At 37.7% G+C, this 7,048-nt stretch carries 9 protein-coding genes and 2 pseudogenes; 3 read left to right on the plus strand and 8 right to left on the minus strand.

Translation table 11 applies throughout. The features are described from left to right. Positions 1-200 precede the first annotated feature (200 nt). From HMPREF2573_RS00360 to HMPREF2573_RS09265, 6 genes and pseudogenes are all read right to left on the minus strand, one after another. A complete protein-coding gene (locus HMPREF2573_RS00360; protein WP_070472122.1) occupies positions 201-623 on the minus strand; it encodes a hypothetical protein in 423 nt (140 codons plus the stop codon). Between the two features lie 469 nt (positions 624-1,092). Next, positions 1,093-1,269, minus strand: a pseudogene (locus HMPREF2573_RS09780) (VENN motif pre-toxin domain-containing protein); the annotation flags it as partial. Positions 1,270-1,296: 27 nt separating this feature from the next. After that, positions 1,297-1,761: a hypothetical protein gene (locus HMPREF2573_RS00370; RefSeq protein WP_126696547.1), complete on the minus strand. Its 465-nt coding sequence runs from the start codon at positions 1,759-1,761 to the stop codon at positions 1,297-1,299. Positions 1,762-1,765: 4 nt separating this feature from the next. After that, positions 1,766-2,371, minus strand: coding sequence for a hypothetical protein (locus HMPREF2573_RS00375; protein WP_148129121.1), 606 nt, complete (start codon positions 2,369-2,371; stop codon positions 1,766-1,768). After that, complete coding sequence (locus tag HMPREF2573_RS00380; protein WP_070472131.1) at positions 2,341-2,637, minus strand: hypothetical protein; 297 nt, start codon at positions 2,635-2,637, stop codon at positions 2,341-2,343. Before HMPREF2573_RS00380 ends, HMPREF2573_RS00375 begins: the two co-directional genes overlap by 31 nt. 110 nt (positions 2,638-2,747) lie before the next feature. Beyond that, positions 2,748-2,924 carry a hypothetical protein gene (locus HMPREF2573_RS09265; protein ID WP_164715140.1) on the minus strand — a complete coding sequence of 59 codons (177 nt, stop codon included), beginning with the start codon at positions 2,922-2,924 and terminating at the stop codon, positions 2,748-2,750. Positions 2,925-2,939: 15 nt separating this feature from the next. On the opposite strand from HMPREF2573_RS09265, the gene mobC reads away from it, so the two are divergent. Then, positions 2,940-3,623 carry a plasmid mobilization relaxosome protein MobC gene (gene mobC / locus HMPREF2573_RS00385; protein WP_152703408.1) on the plus strand — a complete coding sequence of 228 codons (684 nt, stop codon included), beginning with the start codon at positions 2,940-2,942 and terminating at the stop codon, positions 3,621-3,623. A 67-nt stretch (positions 3,624-3,690) separates the two neighbouring features. Here mobC and HMPREF2573_RS09785 read toward each other — a convergent pair whose 3' ends face one another. Together HMPREF2573_RS09785 and HMPREF2573_RS09465 are read right to left on the minus strand one after the other, a co-directional pair. After that, the gene (locus HMPREF2573_RS09785) at positions 3,691-4,098 is read right to left on the minus strand and encodes a hypothetical protein (protein WP_369007818.1); all 408 of its coding nucleotides are present in this window, start codon (positions 4,096-4,098) and stop codon (positions 3,691-3,693) included. 96 nt (positions 4,099-4,194) lie between these two features. Next, positions 4,195-4,556 (minus strand): annotated as a pseudogene (locus tag HMPREF2573_RS09465) (RepB family plasmid replication initiator protein); the annotation flags it as partial. Between the two features lie 262 nt (positions 4,557-4,818). Here HMPREF2573_RS09465 and HMPREF2573_RS00400 point away from each other — a divergent pair. Both HMPREF2573_RS00400 and HMPREF2573_RS00405 read left to right on the plus strand, forming a co-directional pair. Further along, entirely contained in the window at positions 4,819-5,475 is a 657-nt protein-coding gene (locus HMPREF2573_RS00400; protein ID WP_070472138.1) for a Slam-dependent surface lipoprotein, read from the plus strand. A gap of 22 nt (positions 5,476-5,497) precedes the next feature. Next, the gene (locus tag HMPREF2573_RS00405) at positions 5,498-6,970 is read left to right on the plus strand and encodes a surface lipoprotein assembly modifier (protein ID WP_083297488.1); all 1,473 of its coding nucleotides are present in this window, start codon (positions 5,498-5,500) and stop codon (positions 6,968-6,970) included. The last annotated feature ends 78 nt before the right edge of the window (positions 6,971-7,048 follow it).

A 7,048-nucleotide genomic window follows, 5' to 3' on the forward strand; every position in this document is an offset into this window, starting at 1 on the left:
AACGATTTCCTGCCGCTTTGGCAGATAGACAGTAGCATAAGGTGGATTCAGTTCATCCTGCAATGCTTAGCCTTTATTCAGCCAAAGTTATTTTGACATCAAAGTCTTGCTTGTCTTATGATTGTATTGACAAATATCACTACTATCTTTCCATTATCGTGTTTCATTTTAGCTTGCATTTTTAAAATTTGTACCAAATATCATTTTATACATTTATTATTTAATTCTGTTAACCATTTTTTATCCCTGTCATGAATCTGGCTTATTTTTTTATACATGTATTCATATTTAATAGTATCAATATCTTTTTCAATGATATTCTCTTTTAGATTTATTCTTGATAAAATCAGTTTGTCATCAAGGTAACACCAGCCGCTCGCTCCAGATCCACCTGATATATATGTATAGTATAAATAACCATCGTCGACAGTGTAGTCATTAACAAAATCTTCTGCCATGTAGTAATTGTTTCTATCGTACCCGCTTAAAACATAGTTAAAAACAGGTATCTGACTAGCAGATTTTGTGATAGTGTAGTTGCCAATTTTTCTATCTGCAAATTCATAGAAAACAATCAGTGCAAGAAATATCGATATGATTACATAAATAATTTTTAACTTCATGTTACTTCCTCAGAATAACCTTTCCGACTGGTATAATTTTAAATTTCTTGCCATTGCCAGGGCGACCTAATATCGTTGCTATATTTCTAATAGGATATTCACGCCATGATTTTATATCAAAATCATATTCATCTGGTACAATACGGTATTCTTCAGTACCAATAGGTCGACTTAAAGTTACATTTCCTAAAACTGCCCATTCTGCATTCCTTACCATTGTTGTAGCAGAGTGTGTTTCTTCTCCTGGCACGCTTTTATTATTTTTCCATGGTTCATTCGCTCTGGTTAACTTAACACGAATTGGTTCTTTAAATTTCACATGTAGAACCAGATTTTCATCAGTATTGATAAGAAATAAATAATCTGCGACATTTTTCTTAAATGGAATTTCACCACTTTCTATTTTGCTAACCAACAGCTTGTCATTATCGCTAAATTCTCTTCTAAGACTAGCAATGCTACGCACTTTATTCTTATAAGTCGCATTCCACCTCCCCGCCTCCGCTGCCACACCAGCAGCCACATTGACATCTTCACCAGCAAAGGCAGCGGTGATGCCTGCAATCAGTTTGGCTTGATTGATGAGTTTGTCTTTTTGTGCTTGGGTTAGGGTGTTTGGGTCATCTACTTGATAATCACCCCACATCTCACCAACGACAGCACCAATAGGGTATTATTTCATACACTCTCCACGCTCTTGGTATATTACCCAGATATCTATCACTTTATCGTCAAGATTTTCAACAAGGGCTTTAGTGTATATATTGTAATCACAATACGAAATCAAAACATTCTCGTTATTTGCTTTTGTATTATGTATCGAAGAGCTGTTCTGCTTTATATCTGTCGCATTGACAAGTAGCTGCTTAACATTATAATCTGTATACCTATATCTTTGCTTGTAAGACACCCAGCCTGAAACTGGCTCGTAAGATTTTTCCTCACTCACAAATCCCTGCAGTCCCACTGTAACTACTGTCATCTGTCGATCAATAATGGGTTTTACATCGTGCAGATTTATTGGTTTTTTTTCAGAATTAATAGGGTGTAACAACCAATCATCAACCAGTAGATATGTGAAAATAACCATAAACAACAAGGTAAAGCATTCTGCTGGACTCAATTTTCTTATTTTCATTTCACTACTGGATATTTATGAGCTTTTTCAGCTCTTCTTGTGTCAAAATAATGCCTGTAAACTTCATCGTAGATGCTTCTGCTTCAATATTTACATTCTTTGATTGTGATGATAATTCTGGTATTCCTAGTCCATAAGTGTAAATAATATCGCCGTCTCTTGTTCTTGCCTTGCCAACACAAATAGTATAGCATCCCTGAAAACCAAATGAAGCACCTTCAATAGCTTTATCAATATCACTGGCTGAATTTTTACCAAGGACAGAGCCAAATCCGATGTTTGCTTTTGGTCTAGAAATAACACTTGCTTTATTGGAAATATTAATATTGGGATGCACAGACCTAAAAACCTTACCATTCTTATTGTTAATAATAATCGTCGCTCCACTAACACCCATTGATAAGTTCATAATGGTTATATCATTGTACTGATTATGCAGATCAACTAAGCTATTTGCAACTATTTCCAGCCTATACCCAGTACTCAGTAACTTGAAATATAAATCCCTGTCACCATTTGCAAGCCCCCAAGCCATATCCCTTTCCACCTCCAAGAGAATTTCATTATTAGCATTCCATTTTACGGACATTTCGGCCACACCAGCAGCCACATTGACATCTTCACCAGCAAAGGCAGCTTTGGTGTAGGTGATGGTTGGGATGTGGTTTGCGGTGCTGATTTTTCAGCTTTTCGGCACTCAACTAATTCAGCTAATTTTGATTTTGGCTTAACTTGTGCTGGCTGTGCTGGTAAGGTGTCTTTGTGTTTATAGTAAGCCTTTCTTATGGCATCCATCGATACTTCAATGCCAAATTCATTATGAATTTCGACAGCGATTTCTGCAAAAGTGTGATTGTAATTTTCATCAGACCGCAAGTTGATAATTCGACGAATGCAGCAGTAGTTAGTAATTTTTTGCCCATTTTTTAACTTCTAACACCTTAAATTGACTTAATTTGACCAAAATTGACCATTATTGCCACAAACTAACTTCTTAGCCCCATTTGGATCGGTAGGGTGAGATAAAACGAGCGGATTTGTCTTTGATTTTTGATTGCAGGATAGGCTACCGCCGACAAAATTAGCCAATTTTGTGCTATAATCATGGCACTGGCATGATTATAGTGTCGCAACTGGCGACCAGCTGCCGCTGTAATTTCCACTATTTCGGACTTTATATGACTACTGGCAAGGAATTTAGACTGCTTGGCTTAACCCAAGAACAGCATGATTTTTTGTACGGATACGCACAAAAAATTCTTGGCTCAAAGAGCCGAACCAAGGCACTTTTGCACTTGGTTGATGAAAAAATGAATGGTGCCACCGTCATTGATAGGGTTAAACAAGAGCAATTAGACGAGCCATCGACCAACTCAAAAGACACCAAACGCATACAGTTTAGCGTGCTTCAGGCTGATTATGATAATTTAGAAAAAATTGCACAATCGACCGATAGCTCTATCCAGCACTACCCGTGGTGCTTGGTGAGAAGCAACCTATACGGCAAGTATGAGTTGCTAGGATTTGAAATGGAAAACCTAAGACGAAGCAACTATGAGCTGTACCGCCTAGGCGTGAACATTAACCAAATTGCCAAGGCATTGAACACTGGTCAAGATGTTGAAGTCAAAAGGCAGTTGCTTGATGATATGCGCAAGCAGATAGCCGAGCATACCAGCCGTGTTGAGAAAATTCTCAAGGATAATTTGGAGCGTTACCGATGGAATTTGTGGCTATTGTTCAACACCTTGTCAATACTTGCATCTAGCAAGTTGATAAGTACGCCAAAGGGTAAGAAAATTGCATTGGCGGCTATTTTATGCGCTGTCTTGTGCTTAGTGGGTGCGATGTTGGTAAAATAGAAAAGCCTACCAAAATAGCAGGCTTTTCGCTTAATACTGGGTTGTAGGTTTAAAGTCAAAGTGATGACTACTTAAAACCCACTTCAAACAAATATTTTTTGTAAAATTCTTGACCTTTAGGTGTTTCAAGTTGTTCAAAAATATCTCCGATATATTCTTCCATTGACTTGCCAACCTGTGCCAATTCTTGTAATTCAGGATGATGAGCCAAACGCACGGCAAAAAACGCTCGTTGCTTATTGGTCATTTTGATGGGTTTATCTTGGTCTTTTTCTACTTGCTTAACTCTTATTTTAAAACGAAAACCACTAATGACACGGCCTTCTTTGACCTGCTCATAACTAACGACTAAATCGCTGTGTTCGTTGATTTCGCTAATTGCTTTATCTAGCACACGCTTTTTAAAGTCAGCTATCATCTGATATTGATTTGTATCTATTCCCAACTGACCCCTTAATTTATCTAATTCAAGCATTGGTATTTTTCGTAGGTCGGCATTTTTCCACTGAACAAGCAATTCATACAATCGCACGCTATACACGCTTTTAAATTTGACCGTATTGCTTAGTAGGTATTGGGTGAAAAAATCCACTGCCCCATCAAAATATTTCACTTGTTGCACCCAGCGGCTTTTTACCATTTTACCATCGCTATCAATGAAACTAAAACGACGGTTAAATAGCGTATCCTCGGCTTCTTTAAGCATTTCGTAGGCATTTTTTTATTTACATTGAATGCTTTGGCATAGCGTTCAGCACCAATAGTTAAAGGTTTTTCGGCACTAAGACCCAAACCTGTTTCTCGTGCATCTATGATAGCAAGCTGTATCAGGCGGACTTCTACCAAACTAAGATTCTGCACGGCAGAAATCAGCTTATTTGTTTTAATGCTATGCAAAATAGAAACAATATGGTAAGATAGATATACAAACATATACTTATTGGAAGGATTTAAATGTCTTTAGCTTATCTATCGAAAGTGAGTGCGCTTACTGTTTTAGCAGTAAGCATCGCTGCATGTAGTAGCGGTGGTAATCATACAAAAATATCTCCAAACACAGCACCGTTAACAGATCAGTCGGCGGCTCAAAAAATCGAAGCCAATCGTCTAGCCTTACTCGATAAAGCTAAAAGCAGGCTTAAGCGCTGCACAAGCTGCTGATTATGCTGAAGCCAATAAAGAAGCTGATGCTAAAGTGGCACAAACTGCGCTGGATATTATCATTGATGACAATGCTGAAAAAGCTGAGAAAGAACGCTTACAAAAAATTGGTGCTATTACAGCCTCAACTAGCGTATCTTCTAGGTCTATCTCAAACGCACTAACAAGAGAATCTAGAATTCAAACTGTGGTTTATAACCAACCTTACTCCATTGTTTTAGGTAATTACTCTGGCAATATAAGCTATAACAATCAGTCTGGTGCTATCTTTAATGATAATAGAGATACCTCCATCACCGTTAAGGGGTTGAAGACTGCGTCTGAAGCTATTCCAACACTAGGAAATGCTACCTATACAGGCAAAGCGTTTAATGGTACTTATCAATACTCTTTCGATTGGAATACCTACACATCTTCTGAAGAAATTAGAGAAGGCACTTTGTCTTATAATGTTAACTTTACCAACAGGACTGGTTCTGGTTCTATTACTGGCTTAGGTGATACTGTTAACTTAAAGCAAGGGACGATCTCAGGAACTGGTATTTCTTCAACAGCTCAACAAGGTTATCAAAAAGGAAATTACTTGTTAGACTTCTATGGCAAAAAGGCTGAAGAGATTGCAGGTAAGGTTATATTCGATGGCAAAGATACCATTGGTTTTGGCGGTACTCGTGGTGAAATCTCTAAATAATAAAAAGCTTATCCTTATATAAATGTATAAATTAAACCGTTTGAAGTATTCATTATATATTTCGAACGGTTTTTTTGTCATATCGGTAAAAGTTAATGAAAAAAAGCTCTATATAGCATGTTGTATTGCACTATCTGCCCCAGCTATCGCTCAAGAATCACCACCAACCCAAACCGTTTTTTTTGAAAAGACTCCGCAAATACAACCAGAATTATTACTAAACCAACCTAGCATTAATACACCAAGTGCTGCACCACTACCAGAAGGTAGTAGTCTAGAGGAAAGTATCAATTTCGCCATTATCACTAAAGATTGGCAAAAGTTAGAAAAGCTATTAGCTCAATATCGTACAACAACTAACTTTGATTCAATTTTATATAATTATGGACTGGGGGCACTGTATCGGCATCAGGGTCGCCAAAAAGAAGCCATTGCTTTATATCAGCAGATCTTAAAGGATCAACAAGATCTACATTACTCAAGATTTGATTTGGCAATGATGCTATATGAAGATAAGCGTTATGCTGAAGCAAAAGTTCAACTTGAAGCAGCTGAGCCCTATCTCGCACCAGGGTTACAAAGGCTAGTAAGCCAGATTTTAGGAAATATAAAAAAATCTCAAAAATGGCAACCTACCTTAAACTTTAGTTATGAATCCACTGATAACATCAACCAAGCATCTAACTTAAAAGAATTGGTGATTGGCGAAGCTACTTTTATTCGTAGCAATGACTCATTACCGCAAGACGCACATGGTATAAGCTATAACATCGGTGCTGCACAAGAGCAAAATATTAAGGGCAATCACTATATTTATAAAGATTTAAATTTAGGGGGCGTGAACTATTGGGATAACAACGATTATAATGAGCTGACACTGCAAGCGAATTTAGGCTATCGCTACAAAGACATCAAACAATCATGGGGTCTCATAACAACAGCTGAGCAAAATTTACTAGGCGGAAGTCGATATAACCAAAACTATGCTGCGACACTAGAATACAGTCGAAAAATATCAAACCAGTGGCAAATTTCTGGCAGTTTAGCGCACTTACAAAAACGATATGAAGACGAAGACTCCGCAATTTACTATAACGGCAATGCTAATAGCACAGCATGGATACTACTCTACCAACCAAAACCAAAATGGCTAGTTTACGGAGGTGCGGACTTTATGCGCGATAACTTAGCTGACCCATCCGAATCATCAGACCGTCAAGGCATACGCGGCGGTATGGCATTCTCTGGAGAGAAAATTAACTTAAGAAGCAGTATTCGTTACGCACAACGAGACTTCAAAGGAAATAATTTCTTTTATGGCAAGAAACGTAAGGACGATGAGTATCAATTTAACGCTAACCTAGGAAACAAGAAATTTAATTGGCAAGGGTTTACACCAAAGTTAGACTACGTATATAAGAAAATCGATAGTAACTTGCCGCTTTATAAGCGTAGCAACAGCGCTATATATTTAAGGATGGACAAACACTTTTAGGAGCGACATTCTAGAAAGCACAGCAGCCGAGAACTAAATAACCTAAGCGATAATCTTAGTCATGGGATTGACCGCCCT

This window comes from Moraxella sp. HMSC061H09 (assembly GCF_001809255.1).
GTDB classification, from domain to species: Bacteria; Pseudomonadota; Gammaproteobacteria; order Pseudomonadales; family Moraxellaceae; genus Moraxella; species Moraxella catarrhalis.